The organism is Oceanobacillus sp. FSL K6-0127 (genome assembly GCF_037983385.1).
GTDB lineage: Bacteria > Bacillota > Bacilli > Bacillales > Amphibacillaceae > Oceanobacillus > Oceanobacillus profundus.
In genome coordinates this window covers 1,669,254-1,686,798 of sequence record NZ_CP150287.1, presented here as the reverse complement: position 1 = coordinate 1,686,798, position 17,545 = coordinate 1,669,254, and the positions used below count along the sequence as shown (strand labels likewise).

Here is a 17,545-nt window from a genome sequence, read left to right as displayed (position 1 = left end):
ACAAAGCCTTAAAATTACAGTAAGACTTCCCTCGTATCCGTGTCTCTGACTCGGCACTTGCACCTTTGTTCTTAAAACAAACTTAAATCCCACTGATTAGCGATGTGCCTCAACAATTTAATACCACCAATACTATTCCCCTGCAGATCAAGAGCAGGTCCAAAAACGCCGATGCCACAACCATCTAAAAACGGAAGTTCCTCATCCCTTACTCGTGGTGGAACGACTGCTACAATTCCACCGGATACACCACTTTTGGCAGGAATACCAACATATGCAGCGAATTTCCCTGAAGCATCATACATTCCACACGTAAGCATCAATGCCTTTACTAAACGCGCAACTGATCGTGGTATAATTTCTTCTGTATTTGGATCACGTCCATCATTGGAGAGGACTAATCCGATTTTTGCTAAATCACTTGTTGTTATCTCTATCGAACATTGTTTAAAATATGTCTCCAACGTAATTCCAAGATCAGATTCCAAATAGCCGCCCTCTAATAAATAGTAACCGATTGATCGATTTCTCATCGATGTATCACGTTCTGATTCATATGCATCTACATTTACTTGCGGTCGATAGCCAATCATTTTTTCCATTAGAACAAAAAGTGAATCTAGTTTCTGATCCGATGTTTTACCACTTAATAGCGAAGATACGGTAATTGCTCCAGAATTAACTAATGGATTAAACGGCTTCTTCGGCTGCTTCATTTCGAGATGCATAATAGAATTAAACGCTTCACCAGTAGGCTCCACATCCACTCTATTTAATACATAGGAAAGTCCCCTGTCCATACAGGCAGAAATAAAGGTCAATACTTTGGAAATACTTTGGATTGTAAATTTTTCTTCTGTATCACCTGATTTAATCGTAACACCATTTTTCCCAATAATCGATATGCCTAGTGCGTGTTGATCAGCCTCTGCCAAAATCGGTATATACGTAGCAACTTCACCATCAACCGTTTGCTTTTTATAGAAATTAATCCAACTGTCAACATAATCCTGAAGCCATTCCTTCGACAATTCTGTGTTTAAGTTAACAGATCCTTGTACCATCATTACCCACCTCATTAACAGTATGTGCATCCAAACAAGTTTGTATCTATGTATACCCTAAAACGTGCTACTATATAGCTTTTATAATAACAGCTTTTCATGTAGTTTCTACTATACGGCAAGAAAGAATTAGTTACACGATTGAATATGAAGCATCCATCCTATTGTTTTAAGCGTGATAAATTGTGCACATCCGTTTTTAAGCCTAAAAAAAAGAGACCAGCTAAAAGCTAGTCCCTAATACTATATTATTTTCCGATGAATTGCTGTGTCCAGTGGTTACCTTGCTCTACATAACCTACCCCAATGTGAGTATACTCACCATTTAGGATGTTTGCACGGTGACCTTCACTATTCATCCACGCATTCACAACTTCTTCTGGAGTTTGTTGCCCTTTAGCAATGTTCTCTCCAGCTGTACGGTAAGAGATACCGTAGCTCTTCATCATGTCAAACGGTGAACCATGGTTCGGGCTGTTGTGATCAAAGTAGTTGCTTGTTGCCATATCACGGGATTTTTCGCGAGCTACTTTACTTAATTCTGTGTCAACTTCCAATGGACTTAAACCTTGTTTTGCTCTTTCTTGGTTTGTTAACTCTACTACTTCTTGTTCAAACTGACTTAATTGCTGTGAAGTTTCTTGATTTTGGTTAGATTGCTCTTCTTTTTGAGCTGGTTGCTGTACAGGTGTTGCAGCTTCCTGCTCTTGTTCTTTAGCTGGAGCTTTCTCTTTTGCTGGCGCTTCTTGTTTTGCTGGCGTTTCAGCTTGTTCTGATGCTTCTTGTTTTGCAGGAGCATCAGCTTGCTTTTGATTTTGTTCTTTTGCAGGAATGGATTTCCAGTCTATATTTTTCCAATCAAGCTCGCCATTCAATACCTTATTAATAAGGCCTTGGATATCTCCCTCTGATACATTTCCCGTTTGTCCATTTACTGAATAATAGACTTTATATGAAGGGTTAGTTGATTGATCTTGATTTGCTGACGCATCAGCAGTAGATGTAAATGCTCCGCCAAGTAATAGCGCAGTTGATAATGCAGTAGCGATTCCTACTTTTTTAAACATCTTTGTTACACTCTCCTTTGGTTTTGTTGTTTCTTGCAAAATCATCATAGCACGGGATTTTTGTAATATTTAAGGAAAGCTTTTCCAAACTAGAAAAATAGTTATCGATAAATTTACCTATTAAACTCGAAACCTTGTATTCCATAGAAAAGTCCTAAATCCCTAAATTCGACTAAACAGGTAAAAGTTCAACATACAGGAAAAAATTAGTACAATTTTACGGTTGACACCTTTTAAATAAAGGGTTTATATTACAGGTTGCAATGATTTGTAAACAAACTGTCACTTGCATTTCCCCCACTAAATGTTTTAATTTTAAGAGTAACGTTCTTTATTATAGTAGATAGGATAGTGAAAACTTTATCTCTATTTAATTTAACAAATGCATTTTACGATTAAATTATGGATGCAATATTTAAACTAAATTCGGGTATATAATTTGAAATAGTCATTTCCTATTTATATATACTTCAATAAGCACTTTACACTAGCATCGGAAGTTTATGCTGTTATATGTACATAACTATTAAAACTTCTCAATTAAAAACAAATGCGATACTTCTATCAGAATGATTCTGATAGAACGAAACAGCTTTTAGGGGCAGAACCCCTATCATATAAATTTGAACTTATAAACAACGGGAATACTGCCCCTTAATCTACGATACAATAAATTGTCATCATTGGAGGAACCTATTATGTTTTCAAACGCGGAAATCGGAATTGATCTTGGAACAGCAAATATACTTGTCTATTCAAAAACAAAAGGAATCGTTTTAAACGAGCCATCTGTTGTGGCAATCGATATTGAAACAAAAAAAGTTGTAGCAGTTGGTGCGGAAGCAAAAGAAATGGTCGGTAAAACACCGAAAAACATTGTACCTATCCGCCCTTTACGGGATGGTGTGATTGCGGACTATGATGTTACTGCCCAAATGCTAAGGGAACTATTGAAAAAAGTAAGTAAAACGCTTGGGATGTCTATGCGCAAACCAACTGTTGTCGTTTGTACTCCTTCAGGTAGTACGACAGTTGAAAGACGTGCAATTCATAATGCGGTAACAAGCTATGGTGCAAAGCATGTGCATTTAATTGAAGAGCCTGTTGCAGCTGCAATTGGTGCAGATTTACCCGTTGATGAACCAATTGCCAATGTAGTCGTTGATATTGGTGGAGGAACTTCTGAGGTAGGTATTATTTCCTTCGGAGGAGTTGTCTCTTGTAATTCAGTACGCACTGCCGGAGACAAAATGGATGATGAAATCGTACAGCATATCCGCAAAACGTATAATATTTTAATTGGTGAACGCACTGCAGAAAATATTAAAATGGAAATCGGTTATGCACACCCGAATCATAAGGAAGTCACGATGGATATTCGCGGTCGTGATATGGTAACTGGTTTGCCTAAAACGATTGAAATAACGTCTACTGAAATTTATAATGCGATTAAAGAATCTCTAGAGCAAATACTAGAAGCAATTCGCGCTACATTAGAGGATTGCCCTCCAGAGTTAAGTGGAGATATTGTTGACCATGGCATTGTCTTAACAGGTGGAGGCTCCCTTTTAAATGGAATGCAGGAATGGCTTGCTAATGAAATTAGTGTACCAGTTCATATGGCTCCAAACCCGCTTGAATCGGTAGCCATCGGTACTGGACGTGCTATAAAGATGATTACAAAACTACAAAAAGCAGCGAAATAAGAAACAAAAGCAGACTTGCTATGTTTATAGCGCTTCATGAATAAAAGCTGGCTTCAAAGAGAATATCTTTGAGGTTAGCTTTTTATACTATTTTTTAGTCAACAGCCAATATCTATTTACATATTTTTCAGAATAAAGTATACTTATTAATAATACTGTGAAAAACGTATGCCACGTTATTCTACACAGTACATTAAATTGAATTTCCATAACTGCCTAATTTGTTCACATTCCTATAATCAGGTATGTTCCAACAAACAAAAGCCAGTTCGAACAAAATTGCAGCAATCCTGCATTTGTTTGGGCTGGCTTTTTTTATAACATGAGAAAGGAGGAACTACATGACTGGTGCATTAAACAACATTAAAATTCTCGATCTATCAAGGGTGCTTGCAGGTCCTTATTGCTCAATGATTCTCGGCGATCTTGGTGCAGAAGTAATCAAAGTCGAGGCACCCGGTGGAAGTGACGAAACACGCGGATGGGGCCCCCCTTTTCAAAACAGCGTCAGCGCTTACTACCTATGTGCTAATCGTAATAAAAAGAGCATTACCGTGGATTTGAAAACAAAAGAAGGAATTGATCAGATAAAAAAAATAATAGCCGAATCAGATGTAATCATGAACAATTTTAAAGCCGGGACGATGGAGCGCTTCGGACTCGATTATGAAACCGTCGCACAATTGAATCCTTCCATCGTTTACTGCTCTATTACCGGTTTTGGGGAGACCGGCCCATACAAACATTTACCAGGTTATGACTTCATTATCCAAGCAATGAGTGGATTAATGAGCATTACGGGCACAGAAGCATCCGGTCCACAGAAAATGGGAGTTGCTATTACCGATATCTTAACCGGACTATACGCCTGTATTGGAATTCAAGCTGCATTGCTTGAGCGAACCAATTCAGGTAAAGGTCAGAAAATCGACCTTTCATTATATGATTCAGCTGTCAGCGCCTTGGTCAATATCGGAAGTAATTACTTGATTTCCGGGAAAATACCCTCGGCTCTCGGTAATCATCATGCCAATATCGTGCCATACCAGACCTTCATCACAGCGGATGGAGAAATGGTAGTTGCCGTTGGTAACGACAATCAATTTAAAAAGCTCTGTAGCCTATTAAATGTCCCTCATCTCAGTAACGATCGGAGATTTGAGAAGAATGCAGACCGGGTAAAACATAGAGATTTGCTTGTTTCACGTTTACAAAAAATTTTTGCAACAAAGCCGACGGCATATTGGTTAGAACAATGTCATACAAATAACATTCCATGTGGACCAATTCAAGATTTACAAGATGTAAGCAATGACCCACAACTGCATGAGCGAGAAATGTTCGTTGATTACGAACACCCTACAGCAGGTCCTATCACAATGATTGGAAGTCCATTAAAACTTTCACGAACACCTGTCGCTTACAATCTGCATCCTCCTGATGCTGGTGAACATAATCAGGAATTTCGTATAGACGATAAAGAAGTAAAAAATAAGTAAAAAAGGAGATGAGCTAATGAATTTTGAATTTAATGATGAACAGAAGATGCTGCGTGAAACGGTAAGAAGCTTTACAGACAAAGAAATTATGCCATACATTGACGGGTGGGACCGGGAAGGAAAGTTTGACTTAAGCATACTAACGAGACTTGCAGAGCTTGGACTAATGGGCGTCTGTATCCCTGAAGCATATGGTGGCAGTGGAATGGATTATAACGCATTAGCTATTGTTTGTGAGGAACTGGAGCGAGGCGATACCGCCTTTCGTACAGCTGTTTCCGTGCATACGGGGTTAAATAGCATGACATTACTTCAATGGGGAACAGAAGAGCAAAAGCAAAAATACCTTACACCACAGGCAAAAGGTGAAAAAATTGGTGCATTTGGTCTCACCGAACCTGGCGCTGGTTCGGATGTTGCAGCTTTACAAACGACAGCTGTACAAGATGGTGACCACTATATTTTAAACGGTCAGAAAACATGGATCTCACTATGTGATATTGCCGATCATTTTATTGTTTTTGCTTATACTGCAGATCGTTCCGAAAAGCATAAAGCTATTTCTGCTTTCATTGTTGAACGTTCTTGGGAAGGTTTCTCATCGAAGGCAATCAAAGGCAAGCACGGCATCCGATCCGGTAACACAGGTGAAATATTTTTTGAAAATATTAAAGTACCGAAAGAAAATCTGCTGGGCGAAGAAGGAGAAGGATTTAAAATTGCCATGTCAGCATTAGATAATGGGCGCTTCACAGTTGCTGCAGGTGCTGTTGGACAAATTATGGCTTGTCTGGAAGCTTCCGTTAAATACTGCCATGAACGAGAAACATTCGGCAAAGAGATTGGAAAACATCAGCTCGTGCAGCAAATGATTGCGAAGATGGAAGCAGGCTATCAAATGAGCCGTTTGCTTGTTTATCGTGCAGGTGAGCTTAAAAACCGTGGAAAACGCAATACCAGAGAAACTTCTCTTGCCAAATGGCAGGCCTGTGACTTCGCTAATCAAGCAGCAGATGATGCCGTGCAAATCCACGGTGCTTATGGCTATTCCGATGAATATCCAGTAGAACGCTATTTACGGAATTCGAAAGCACCGGTTATTTATGAGGGAACTCGAGAAATTCACACGATTATGCAGGCAGAATATGTATTAGGGTATCGGGAAGATAAGCAGTTGAATAAAATGCTTCCTGCCTGGGATGGAGAGAAGGAGCGCGTTTAAAAAACAATAATCTATTTCCCCTAGCATATTAAATGCTAGGGTTTTTATCTATTTCTAAAACGTGTACAAATACATCATTCAACATAGAAATGATGAACGTATCTATGCAGAATGATTTCTTATTCATATACTATGATGAAACAATTTATTGATAGGAAGGAGAGACACTAATGGCATTACAGCTTATGAAATTATTTGTTTCTGCAACAACGGAAACGGAGGTTACGCCAACGGTTGATAAGTTTTTCTATGTAACGGTAGCTGATACTGCACCAGAAGGCACTTTAACAATTGATGCAGCTGATTTCTTTGATGATTTAGGTGCTGAAGTCGTTGAACTCCCCGAGTTAATAGCGAATAACAGTTACTATAACCTATATATAAATGGTGTATTACAAATGCAGGATATTTCAACTTATACGCCTGGTGCAACTGGTGTAGGATCACTTAGTATTGTGGTACCCACTGGTACAGACTCCATAGTAGCAGAAACACCAATCGTATTAGAAATAGCCAACTTCGATACGACTTCTACTACAGATATTACAACATAACTTCATTTGAAATAGGGTGGTCTATGCCACCCCTTAATTAATCGATTACGATTGGTGAATAGTAATGAATTGCAAATTAATTGGAGCTCCTTCTGGAGGTACATCACTTGTTTTTAATTGCAATATACCTTCCTTAATCTCATAGGTAACTGGAGGTTGTAATACACCATTAATAAAGAGATTTACATAGGAGACCTTCATTGGATCTAATATCCCGCGATTACCGTATTGTTTTAATTCATCTTTATTCGTATATAGAAGACTTTTCCCATCAGACAATGCATTATACTGGTAAGTATCAACTTTATTGATTTTCCTAGCAGGTTTTATAGGAATTTTAATACGAAATTCGGAAGTTGTATTGACCATATCATATACACGACGAGTAGAGACAATATGCTTTTTATTATGTTTTATTTTGGCCACCTACCTCTTTTTATAAAGTAAAACTTCATTCAGTTAGAGTTCCCTTCCGCCCACTGAATGTTAGTAGAACAGAAACAGAAATATTATTTCTACATCCTATGTTTCAACTAAAAGAAGCGTTCAAAAAAAGCCACCTAATTACAGTCCAATAAATAAGCAACTTGTATAGAAGCGGAAAAATCAAGTTTCAATAAATTCTAAATAAAAGAAGATGGTACACAGTCAGTACCATCTCCTCTTCTTATTTTGTCTCTATATAATTCACATATTGTTTATACAAATCATTTAAGGCGGACGAAAGGGCATTGCCTGCTTTCCCTAAGTAATGCTGTTTTACCATTTCAATTGGCTTTTCCATCCCATCCTGCAAGCTGTAGCCTCTTAGCAATTGTTGAACAAATTCTCTCCCATGCTCCGTGGCTAAAGTACAATTTGCAGCTACGATAACACCATATTTTTTATCAATTTCTGCTGTAATAGTTAATGTGTCATAAATACTTTTAGCTGCCATTCCTGCGGGCAGCCTTGCGTGACCTGCAACAAAGATGGTATTCACGATTGGTCCAATCCCTTCATCTTATTACACTGACTTTACCTTTACTGAATTCGCTTCTAAGATTGACTCTGTTTCTGTAATATTTACACCGCGTTTCTTCATCGCTTCGATATAGGTATGGCCAGGGACAATCTGTTCTGGCGGATATACGCCTTTTTTCGCAATAGTTCCATCACCAATCATCTGTGCAACAACTGATATTGTATTCGCAGTCGCTCGAGCCATCGCTGTTACATGTGTTTTTCGATCCTTATACGTCGTCATCTCATATGCATAGGTTGCTTCCGTCCCATTCTTTTCACCAGAAACAATTACCCTTAATAAGACTGCATCTTCCTTCTCACCTAATTCAACGATGGGATCAAGTACTTTCAGAAAAACATCGCGCGGTCGAATCATCTGACCATTTACTTCGACCTCATAATCTAGCTTCGTTAAATTTAAATCAACAAGCAGTTTAAATTTCTCCGCATGACCGGGATAACGAATTGTTTTGTATTCAAGTGTCTCAATATCCGGAAAAGATAGCGAAAGTGTTGATGTGCCGCCAGATGTATGAAAAGCTTCCAACGGGCCAAACCGCTCAAAATAAATTTGCTCTACTTCTGTTAATGAAGGGATTTCCTGCTTGATACCATTACGAATAATGAGGGAAGGATCTGTATAATGATCGAAAACCCCTTCCATTGAGAATACATGATTATATTCAATTGGAGGATCTGGCTTTACAGGAATTCCACCAACATATAATTTAATCGACTTTACTTGATCAAGCTTGCTTGCACCATAGCCTGATAAAATATTGATCATCCCAGGAGCTACACCAAGATCTGGAATGAGTGTAACTTGAGCAGTTTTCGCGTCATCTGAAAGCCCCAGCACTTTATCTGTCATATGCCCAATATGTCCGCCTAAATCTACTGCGCTGACCCCTACCTCAATTGCAGTTTTAGCAACGATTTCATTAAACGAATAAAATAGTGCGTTTATAACCACATCAAACTTCCGAATAAACGCTGCAAGCTCCTCTCTATTACCCGCATTTACTTGATATGCTTTTAATTTCTTAGTATCCAGCTGCTTACTTACGAGCCGCGCCCGCTCGATATCAATATCTGCAAGCCCGACATGTGTTACACCTGGACTCGATACCAAATCACGTACTGCTTCTTTTCCCATCAAGCCTGAACCTAATACACCTATTTTCATTCGATTCACTCCCTGCTTAGACTGGTAAAAGCAACCTCTATCTATATAACTATTCAAAAAGCCTTCATCATAAATAGCTTATGATTCTACATCAATTTGTGCGCGTTGTAATTTCCCACTGTAATCCACGTAAATTGCCTTCCATTCTGTAAAAACATCCAATGCTTGAATGCCTGAATCTCGGTGACCATTCCCTGTTCCTTTTGTTCCTCCAAACGGCAAGTGAATTTCTGCTCCTGTGGTTCCAGCATTCACATAGACAATTCCTGTATCGAGATCTCGCTGCGCTTTAAAAACCCGATTCACATCGTTTGTAAAAATCGAGCTGGACAGTCCGTACGTCACACCATTATTTACCTCAATTGCTTCTTCAAAGCTGGAAACGGGGATAATCGAAACAACCGGGCCGAAAATTTCTTCTTGAGCAATTCGCATATCTGCCGTAGCATTGGTGAACAGGGTCGGCGCAAAGTAATAGCCATTTTCATGTGCATCTTCCGTCAGCTCGTAGCCTCCCGCAAGCAGTTTGGCCCCCTCTTCCCTGCCGATTTCAATATATTGCTTAATTTTAACAACGCCTGACTGGTTAATGATCGGTCCTACTTTAATTGATTCATCAAGTCCATTGCCTATAGTCAGCTTATCCATAGCAGCAAGCAGTCTCTCTTCCAATGTACGTTTTACTTTTTCATGTACAATAACCCGACTGCATGCTGTACATCGCTGACCACTCGTTCCGAAGGCACTCCAAAGAATTCCTTCGACTGCAAGATCTAAATCAGCATCATCCATTACGATTACAGCATTCTTCCCACCCATTTCTAAGGAAACCTTTTTTAATTGCTTTCCACATTCACTTGCAATATTTCGACCTGTATCATTGGAACCCGTAAAGGAAATAACACGAATAGCCTCATGATGGACCATCGCATCTCCAACGACAGATCCTGCACCAAATACAACATTGACAACCCCTTTAGGCAGGCCAGCTTCCTCAAAAATTTTGGCAAGCTCATATGCCATGATTGGTGTTTCCGTAGCCGGTTTCCAAACAACTGCATTTCCGGCGACAATTGCAGGAAAAGACTTCCATGTTGCAATTGCAATCGGAAAATTCCACGGTGTGATAATACCTACAACTCCAACGGGAGCACGTTGACTCATTGCAAATTTATCCTTCAACTCAGCAGGTGTTGTCTGACCAAATAAACGACGACCTTCCCCTGCCATGTAAAACGCCATATCAATACCCTCTTGCACCTCACCGCGAGCTTCTTCAATTACTTTCCCGTTTTCCATAGTCAGCAGCTGAGACAGTCTTTCTTTACGTTCTTTCATAATGTAACCAACACGGTATAGCACTTCTGCACGTTGTGGTGCAGGAACAAGCGCCCATTCCTTTTGTGCGGCTTTTGCAGCAGCTACCGCTTCGTTTACCGCTTCTTCCGTAGATAAAGGCACTTGCACAATTTCTTCCCCAGTTGCCGGATTTATTACTGCTTGGGTTTTACTTACATTCACCCATTCTCCATTAATAAAATTATTAAGCTTTTCAACTTCCAATGATAGCGTTGTCAAAATTATCCCTCCCGAATAAAATAGTGCAGTAAATGACGTGCTTTTACCCTATTTCTATATATATTTATTTTCTATCTTTAGTATAAATGAGTATATGTTAATTGTACAATTGTTATTAATATACTAAATTTATTGGATATTTTTTTATTCCTTATGTTAGATTGAACATATATCAATTTAATACAAAAGAGGTGCTATATTTATGATGCGTACACGTCAATATGCACAGCAACTGGATCAAGAGGATACTTTACAACATTTTCGAACCGAGTTCTACACACCTAACAATACGATTTATTTTGATGGTAACTCACTCGGATTATTATCCAAACGCGCGGAACAATTTGTAACTGAAGTTATGAATGATTGGAAAAACCATGCAATCGATGGTTGGACACTTGGTCATCATCCTTGGTTTTATTTAGCTGAAAAGCTTGGGAAAATGTCCACCAATCTTGTTGGTGCAAAACCAGAGGAAGTAATTATTACTGGTTCAACAACAACCAACCTCCATCAACTGACAGCGAGTTTCTATCACCCAAAAGGCGCAAAAACGAAGATTCTTGCTGATGTATTGAATTTCCCTTCTGATATTTATGCATTAAAAAGCCAATTAGCACAAAAAGGATATGATGCCCACACACATCTTATTCAAGTACCGAGTGCTGATGAGAATACGTTGAAATCAGAAGACATCATCGACTACATGACAGAGGAAATCGCATTAATTGTCCTGCCAGGTGTCCTATATCGCAGCGGACAAATTCTAGACATGCAAAGGTTAACAAAAGAAGCTCATAAGCGAGGAATCCTTATTGGCTTTGATTTATGCCATTCGATTGGTGCCATCCCTCACAGTCTATCAGAGTGGGATGTGGACTTTGCTTTCTGGTGTACGTATAAGCATTTAAATGGAGGTCCTGGAAGTGTTGGGGGGCTGTATGTTAATCAAAAGCATTTCGGCAAAACACCTGGACTTGCTGGATGGTTTAGTTCTTCCAAAGAAAAGCAATTTGATATGGAGCATAATCTGACCCCAGCAAATCATGCAGGTTCCTACCAAATTGGAACACCACATGTATTAAGTATGGCGCCATTACTCGGGGCACTGCAAATGTTTGAGGAAGCCGGCATTGAAAATATCCGCAAAAAATCATTACAATTAACAGCGTACTTGATGGACTTGATTGAAAGCGAATTAGCTGCATATTCCTTTACCATTGCCAATCCGAAGCAAGATGATGAACGAGGTGGACACGTTTTACTGTTGCATCCCGAAGCTGCACGGATTTGCAGAGCTTTAAAAGCAAACGGCATCATTCCTGACTTTCGCAACCCAAATGGAATACGGATAGCCCCTGTCGCCTTATACAATACATTTGAAGAGGTATGGCAAATGGTTCATATTCTGAAAACCATTATGGAGAAAGAAAGCTATAAAATCTACGAAAATAAACGAGGTGTAATCGCATGAGTAAATGGATTGATATTTCTCAAGCCTTAACGAATGATATCGCACATTGGCCAGGAGATACACCATTCAACTACAAACTGTCAGCCACGAAGGAGCAGACCGGCTCTGCCAATATTGGAGAAATCACAACAAGTCTGCACATTGGGACACATATTGATGCACCCTTTCATTTTAATTCTAATGGTAAAACGGTAGATCAGCTCGATCTTGATCTTTACATTGGAAAAGCAATCGTTATTGATGTCAGTCATACCGATAATATTACAGCGGCAGTACTAGAAAATTACCAATTTGATTATGCAACAAGACTGCTGCTGAGAACATCACTACCGAACAATCCAAAACGGTTCCCAAGAGAATTTCCTTATCTGGATCCAGAGATTGCCCAGTTTTTAAGTGAAAAGGGTATACAATTACTTGGCGTTGATATCCCCTCTGTCGATGCACCGGACAGCAAAGAACTCACCACACATCACGCCCTCCATCGGCATGGAATTCACATTCTGGAAAATATAATGCTAAAACATGTCATTCCAGGATCCTATGATTTAATCGCTTTGCCGTTAGCTATCCATGGTGCGGATGGCAGTCCAGTCCGCGCCGTATTACGTCCACTTGAGGAGAATGAATCATGACGGATTCTTCCAACAAAACATTTCAGTCGGAAAAAGGAATTCATACGGATTTTATGGAGAAAATGACATATGGAGATTACCTTCAGCTCGATCCTTTATTATCAAGCCAAAAACGATTATCCAGTCACCATGATGAAATGCTATTTATAATTATCCACCAGGTAAGCGAGTTATGGCTAAAGCTAATTATTCATGAAATGCAGGCAGCAATCAAAAAGATTCAAGCAAACGAACTGCAAGCGTCCTATAAAATGCTTGCACGTGTCAGCAAAATCCAATCCCAAATCATTCAAGCATGGGATGTGCTTTCAACATTAACACCTGCAGAGTACATGCAATTTAGGGATAAACTAGGAAATGCTTCCGGGTTTCAATCCTATCAATATCGGCTTGTCGAATTTGTCCTAGGCTATAAAACACCATTTATTTTAAAAATATATCAAAAAGACAAAGAACTTCATCAAATTCTAATGGATGCGTATCATGCACCTGGTCTATATGATGTTGCCATTCAATCTTTAGACAAGGCAGGTCTGCCAATTGATAAAGGAGTTTTAGATAGAGATATTTCGAAAACATATCAACAAAATGCTAGTGTTGAGCAGGCATGGCTACAGGTCTATCAAAACGTCGATCGCTATTGGGACCTTTATCAATTGGCTGAAAAGCTCGTCGATATTGAAGATTGGTTCCAGCAATGGCGTTTCAGACATATGAAAACAGTTGAACGCATTATTGGTCACAAGACAGGTACTGGAGGATCATCTGGTGTCAGCTATCTAAAAAAAGTACTAGAGCATTACTTTTTTCCTGAACTTTGGGAAATTCGAACAAAGCTTTAACAACGATAGAACTTCCTTCAAAAATGAATTGATTATGCTATACTAATAAGATAACTTTTTCAAACATGAAAGGAATTACAGCATGAACAAAAACAAAGAACAATGGTCGACAAAGCTCGGCTTTATCCTATCATCTGCTGGAGCGGCAGTCGGTCTTGGAGCAATTTGGAAATTCCCATATATGACAGGAATGAATGGTGGAGGTGCCTTTTTCCTATTATTTATTGGCTTTACCATCATTCTAGGTCTTCCTCTCTTAGTTGGGGAATTTATTATTGGAAGAAGTTCACAAAAGGAAGCAGTCACAGCTTACAAAACATTAGCACCAAAAACTCCTTGGTCATTCATTGGACAATGGGGCGTTGTTGGTGCATTCATCCTGATGGCATTTTACAGTGTTGTAGGCGGCTGGGTCCTTCTATATAGTTTCATGTCACTGCCTGGACAAATTATAAAAGAAAACGCAAATTATCCCGAACTATTTGCAAATATAACTGGCAGTCCAACCTTGACAATTGTCGGTCTTGGATTATTTGTATTAATAAATATTATTGTTGTATCCCTCGGAATTACAAATGGGATCGAAAAAACAAATAAGGTGTTAATGCCATTACTTTTTATTTTCTTTATTATACTTGTCATCCGTTCCGTTACATTCGAAGGAGCAATGGAAGGTATCCGCTTCTTCCTGCAGCCAGACTTTTCCAAACTAAGTGCTGAAAATGTCTTATATGCACTCGGTCAAGCATTCTTTTCATTAGCAGTAGGAATCTCGGTGATGGTGACATACAGCTCTTACTTGAAAAAAGATGTCAGTTTACCGTCATCAGCTGGATCGGTAAGTATTATGAATATATTTGTTTCCTTGCTTGCAGGTTTAGCTATCTTTCCTGTTGTATTTGCCTTTGGTTTGGAGCCTGCAGAAGGACCTGGATTATTGTTTATCGTGCTGCCTGAGGTATTTGCACAAATGCCGTTCGGTGAATTGTTTTTAAGCTTATTTTTATTGCTGTTTTTATTCGCGGTGTTGACATCATCCTTCAGTATGCTGGAAATTATTACAGCAGCTTTCACAGAAAATAAACAGCGCTCAAGAAAGAAAGTTGCATTCATTGCCGGTTTACTCGTATTTCTCGCAGGCATTCCATCTGCACTCTCTACCAACGTGCTTACGGATTTCACTATATTCGGTTTAACTGTATTCGATGCAAGTGATTTCCTTGTGAGTAATATCATGCTTCCTGGTGGCTGCCTATTTATTTCATTGTTTATCGGATTTAAACTGGATAAATCATTATTAAAGCAGGAATTTTCTTATGGAAACCAGTTACCTGATGGATTGTTCCACGTATGGTTCCAGATCATGCGTTGGTTAGTTCCCGCTACAATCATCATCGTTTTCTTAAGTTCTGTCGGAATTTTATAGTACGAAGATTTTTACACAAGGAGAAAAGGAAAGATTCCGCTGGAGGAGTGACATACATGCCACGTAAAATTGTAATTGTTGGCGGTGTTGGTGGCGGCGCTACGGTTGCCGCCCAAATCCGCAGAAACGATAAAAATTCCGAAATCATCATCTTTGATAAAGGGGGTTATATTTCTTACGCAAATTGCGGTATCCCCTATTATCTTGGCGATGTGGTTCAAAATAGAAAGGATCTCCTGTATCCTCCTGAGAAATTCACGAAAAAATACAATGTATCCGTGCATACGAATACAGAAGTTATTTCGATTTCACGCTCAGATAAAACCGTGCACTATCGGAAAGGTAAACAAGTGCAGGAGGAAACCTTCGACAAACTGATCCTTTCTCCTGGTGCATCTGCAATTGTTCCAGACATAGAGGGTATCAATAATAATCGAACCTTTACAGCGAAAACGATTGAGGATATGGATGCTGTTCATGCATTCATCCAACAAAATACACCGAGGTCAGTTGCTGTAGTTGGTGCTGGGTTTATCGGATTAGAGATGATCGAAAACTTGCATGCCCTTGGGTTGAATTGCACCATCATCGATCGCTCTTCACAAGTAAGCAAAATCATTGATGATGATATGGCGGCAATAGTTGAAGAACATTTGAAGGATAAAGGAATTGAGGTCATTTTGAATGATGGCTTGAAGGGGTTTAAAAATGATGGCAAGACATTACTTTTAAATAGCGGGATACAACTGGAAGCAGACATGACAATTCTCGCTATTGGAATAAAGCCTAATACCGATTTAGCTATCAATACGGCACTGGAGTTAGGTAGTACTGGTGCTATTTCTGTGAATGAATATATGCAAACAACAGATCCTGATATTTATGCGTTAGGAGATGTCGTAGAAACAAGAGACTTGTTAACTGGCTCACCAAGACATATCGCACTAGCTTGGCTTGCACATCGTCAAGCAGCTATTATTGCTGCACACTTAGATGGAGAACAGATTCCTTATCGCGGCAATACAGGCTCTTCTATTTTGAAGGTATTTGATTTAACAGTGGCTGCAACCGGACATAACCGACAGAGCTTGCAGCAGGAAGGCAAACAATTCGAGAATGTAGTCCTTGCCTCCACTTCCCACGCTAACTATTATCCAGGTTCCAAGAAACTCTGGTTAAAACTTTTTTTCCATCCAGAAACAGGGCTGATTTTTGGAGGAAATATTGTCGGGTATGATGGTGTTGATAAGCGGATGGCTGTATTGGCTACTGCTATCAAAGGAAATTTAACTGTAAATGACCTACCAGAGCTGGAACTCGGATATGCACCACCTTATTCCAGTTCAAAGGACCCCATCAATATTCTTGGCTATAAAGCAATCGATATGCTAAAAAAGTAAATCCCGGCTAAAGGCCGGGATTTACTTTTTTAAATATTATCTTCAAATTGGTAAATAAGTTCAAAGCTCGTTTCATCCAATAACTCTGCAACATGGACGCGTAAACCATGTCCGAATATAACCTCATCCTCTGTCATCGCCACAATCATAGCTTTCGTATTACTACGAGTATCAACATATATATCTCCAACAGCAGGCTTTAATGTATCATCATTTTCAGCAAGGTAGCTAATCGATTCATCTTTTAGCTGTTGTTCTTCAGGTACAAGATTTTTATCATAATAAGCGATTTCTTGACTTGCATCCTGCCGACCTGGAACCATGACAACATATTCATTATGTTTCACACCATTATCACGTGTTGTATTCACATTCCCGTTCTCAACACTTTCCACTTTTTCGATTTCATTCAATGAATAATGATCTAAAAAGTCTGGTGCAGGTTTAACGATTAAAATATAGTCGCCTGGCTCTGGCTTCGCATATTGATCAATCGTGTAACGTTTGCCATAAAAGATAAATGTATCATTATGCTTCGGTCTATAATAGTCAATCTCACTTGCCTTCGTTAAAATTTGTTTCATATCCTTCAAACGATACAAGTGTACAGATTGTTTAAACATCGGCTTTACTGAATACACTTTATGGAGCTCGTTTTGATAAAACACAAACTGGCCTTTCCTCACTTGATAAAGCTTCATTCCGTTCCCTCCTAATTAAAGCATTATTTCCATTATAACTAGTTTCTATCATAAAGTGAATCTTCATTCCACCTTATTTCACATGATGTCATCTACGGACCTTATTTTAAACAGTACCCGATAATATAGCTCTGTGATTATTTTCCCATATGCAGTCCATTTTTAAACCTTTATTTTGTCAGTTTC

Annotated in this window: 16 protein-coding genes; 9 read left to right on the top strand and 7 right to left on the bottom strand. The window is 39.1% G+C overall.

All coding sequences use genetic code 11. From position 1 onward, the window contains the following. Window positions 1-71: 71 nt before the first annotated feature. Both MHH64_RS08435 and MHH64_RS08430 read right to left on the bottom strand, forming a co-directional pair. Complete coding sequence (locus MHH64_RS08435) at window positions 72-1,064, bottom strand: glutaminase (RefSeq protein ID WP_340003269.1); 993 nt, start codon at window positions 1,062-1,064, stop codon at window positions 72-74. A gap of 248 nt (window positions 1,065-1,312) precedes the next feature. Further along, on the bottom strand, window positions 1,313-2,131 hold the full coding sequence (locus MHH64_RS08430) for a CAP domain-containing protein (RefSeq protein ID WP_095313680.1): 819 nt from the start codon (window positions 2,129-2,131) through the stop codon (window positions 1,313-1,315). 698 nt (window positions 2,132-2,829) lie between these two features. On the opposite strand from MHH64_RS08430, the gene mreBH reads away from it, so the two are divergent. The 4 genes from mreBH (at window position 2,830) to MHH64_RS08410 (ending at window position 7,112) form a co-directional block, all read left to right on the top strand. Continuing rightward, window positions 2,830-3,837 carry a rod-share determining protein MreBH gene (gene mreBH, locus MHH64_RS08425; RefSeq protein WP_303447633.1) on the top strand — a complete coding sequence of 336 codons (1,008 nt, stop codon included), beginning with the start codon at window positions 2,830-2,832 and terminating at the stop codon, window positions 3,835-3,837. A gap of 341 nt (window positions 3,838-4,178) precedes the next feature. After that, window positions 4,179-5,336: a CoA transferase gene (locus MHH64_RS08420; protein ID WP_339317277.1), complete on the top strand. Its 1,158-nt coding sequence runs from the start codon at window positions 4,179-4,181 to the stop codon at window positions 5,334-5,336. Between the two features lie 16 nt (window positions 5,337-5,352). Continuing rightward, window positions 5,353-6,558 (top strand): acyl-CoA dehydrogenase family protein, encoded by a 1,206-nt coding sequence (locus tag MHH64_RS08415; protein ID WP_303447635.1) that lies wholly within the window; start codon window positions 5,353-5,355, stop codon window positions 6,556-6,558. 170 nt (window positions 6,559-6,728) lie between these two features. Beyond that, complete coding sequence (locus MHH64_RS08410) at window positions 6,729-7,112, top strand: DUF4183 domain-containing protein (protein ID WP_095313685.1); 384 nt, start codon at window positions 6,729-6,731, stop codon at window positions 7,110-7,112. 45 nt (window positions 7,113-7,157) lie between these two features. Here MHH64_RS08410 and MHH64_RS08405 read toward each other — a convergent pair whose 3' ends face one another. The 4 genes from MHH64_RS08405 to MHH64_RS08390 form a co-directional block, all read right to left on the bottom strand. Further along, on the bottom strand, window positions 7,158-7,538 hold the full coding sequence (locus MHH64_RS08405; protein WP_316246672.1) for a DUF4183 domain-containing protein: 381 nt from the start codon (window positions 7,536-7,538) through the stop codon (window positions 7,158-7,160). 241 nt (window positions 7,539-7,779) lie between these two features. Then, on the bottom strand, window positions 7,780-8,094 hold the full coding sequence (locus MHH64_RS08400; RefSeq protein WP_340003066.1) for a DUF3870 domain-containing protein: 315 nt from the start codon (window positions 8,092-8,094) through the stop codon (window positions 7,780-7,782). Between the two features lie 24 nt (window positions 8,095-8,118). Next, window positions 8,119-9,303 carry a saccharopine dehydrogenase C-terminal domain-containing protein gene (locus MHH64_RS08395; RefSeq protein WP_340003065.1) on the bottom strand — a complete coding sequence of 395 codons (1,185 nt, stop codon included), beginning with the start codon at window positions 9,301-9,303 and terminating at the stop codon, window positions 8,119-8,121. Window positions 9,304-9,381: 78 nt separating this feature from the next. After that, window positions 9,382-10,881 (bottom strand): aldehyde dehydrogenase family protein, encoded by a 1,500-nt coding sequence (locus tag MHH64_RS08390; protein WP_340003064.1) that lies wholly within the window; start codon window positions 10,879-10,881, stop codon window positions 9,382-9,384. Window positions 10,882-11,083: 202 nt separating this feature from the next. Between MHH64_RS08390 and kynU the strand changes: the two genes are divergently transcribed. The 5 genes from kynU to MHH64_RS08365 all read left to right on the top strand — a co-directional run bounded on the left by kynU (window position 11,084) and on the right by MHH64_RS08365 (window position 16,658). Beyond that, window positions 11,084-12,355, top strand: a complete 1,272-nt coding sequence (kynU, locus tag MHH64_RS08385; protein ID WP_340003063.1) for a kynureninase — start codon at window positions 11,084-11,086, stop codon at window positions 12,353-12,355. Next, window positions 12,352-12,990 (top strand): arylformamidase, encoded by a 639-nt coding sequence (kynB, locus tag MHH64_RS08380; RefSeq protein WP_303447640.1) that lies wholly within the window; start codon window positions 12,352-12,354, stop codon window positions 12,988-12,990. Before kynU ends, kynB begins: the two co-directional genes overlap by 4 nt. Beyond that, the gene (kynA, locus tag MHH64_RS08375) at window positions 12,987-13,832 is read left to right on the top strand and encodes a tryptophan 2,3-dioxygenase (RefSeq protein WP_095313694.1); all 846 of its coding nucleotides are present in this window, start codon (window positions 12,987-12,989) and stop codon (window positions 13,830-13,832) included. Before kynB ends, kynA begins: the two co-directional genes overlap by 4 nt. An 82-nt stretch (window positions 13,833-13,914) precedes the next feature. Next, a complete protein-coding gene (locus tag MHH64_RS08370; protein ID WP_251661434.1) occupies window positions 13,915-15,258 on the top strand; it encodes a sodium-dependent transporter in 1,344 nt (447 codons plus the stop codon). Window positions 15,259-15,314: 56 nt separating this feature from the next. Beyond that, window positions 15,315-16,658: a CoA-disulfide reductase gene (locus tag MHH64_RS08365; protein ID WP_340003061.1), complete on the top strand. Its 1,344-nt coding sequence runs from the start codon at window positions 15,315-15,317 to the stop codon at window positions 16,656-16,658. A 29-nt stretch (window positions 16,659-16,687) separates the two neighbouring features. Here the strand turns inward: MHH64_RS08365 and MHH64_RS08360 are convergent, their stop codons facing one another. Then, a complete protein-coding gene (locus tag MHH64_RS08360; protein WP_095313698.1) occupies window positions 16,688-17,359 on the bottom strand; it encodes a hypothetical protein in 672 nt (223 codons plus the stop codon). Window positions 17,360-17,545 lie beyond the last annotated feature (186 nt).